We start from the raw sequence: 1,122 nt of genomic DNA, 5'->3' as shown, positions 1-1,122 counted from the left end.
GAAAATTAGCTTACATAAATTACCATAATAAACTTACATGAAAAAATTTAATAAAAAATAGAGACAAATGCTCACTTCTATGGTATTAATATGTTGTTGCACTATAACAATATTAACCGTAGGAGTGGAGCAAATGTCTCATAATAAAAGAATAACAGAAAATTCATCAATAATCCAGTACTTAATGAAATTAAATTTTGCATTATATTTTACTAAACCTGTTATTCGCCATATTGTAGAATTTATAATTGCTGCCACTCAAAAGGGTTATAGTGGTACTGTTACTGATATAGTTAATTTAAGCTTTGCTAATTGCCATAGAACTACCTTTGGCAAATTCTTAAGTCAAGGTGTTTGGAATATAGAGTATGCATGGAGAGCTATAAGGCGGGAAGTTATTCGTATTATACTTGAATTATCACAAACTTGCAAAAAGCCGATATTTGTGATTTTTGATGATACTATTGCTGAAAAAACTAAGCCTTCGTCACAGGCTAAACATTCTATCCAGGCAACAGGATTTCATCAATCACATTTAAAAGGAAAGCAAGTTTGGGGACATCAGCTTCTTACCATGATGCTATCATGCGGCAAAGTAGTATTGCCTTACTACATCGAACGCTATGAAAAAGGTGGCAAAAGCAAAATCGAAAGAATATGTGAAATGGTATCTATGCTTCCAATACCTAAAGGACCAGCATATGGACTATGTGATTCATGGTACATAAACAAGAAAGTAATAGAAGCACATTTTGAAAGAGGATACCATCTCATAGGAGCACTAAAGACTAACAGAATTATCTATCCACAAGGCATCAGAATTCAGATAAAAGACTTTGCCCAATATATCGAAAAGAACGAAGTTCACCTCGTTACAGTGAATGGTTCTAGGTACTGGGTATATCGCTATGAAGGAGCCTTAAATGGGATAGATAATGCTGTAGTTCTAATGTGCTGGGCTGAGAAAGCTTTTAAAAATCAGAAGGCTCTACATGCATTTATCTGTACTGATACTGAATTAGATACTGAGACTATTCTAAAATACTATAGTCAGAGATGGCCTATAGAAATATTCTTTAGACAGACAAAGAATAATCTTGGACTAAATACGTATCAAGTACG

At 33.5% G+C, this 1,122-nt stretch carries 1 protein-coding gene; it reads left to right on the top strand.

The window, feature by feature from the left end; genetic code table 11:
* Positions 1-133: 133 nt before the first annotated feature.
* Positions 134-1,122: IS701 family transposase (locus BVF91_RS13005; RefSeq protein WP_085113766.1), on the top strand; the 989-nt coding region annotated here is incomplete at its 3' end.

The organism is Thermoanaerobacterium sp. PSU-2 (assembly GCF_002102475.1).
In the GTDB taxonomy this organism is placed as follows: Bacteria; Bacillota; Thermoanaerobacteria; order Thermoanaerobacterales; family Thermoanaerobacteraceae; genus Thermoanaerobacterium.
Note: the sequence above shows the minus strand (reverse complement) of the source record. Positions and strands in the feature narration are given on the sequence as shown.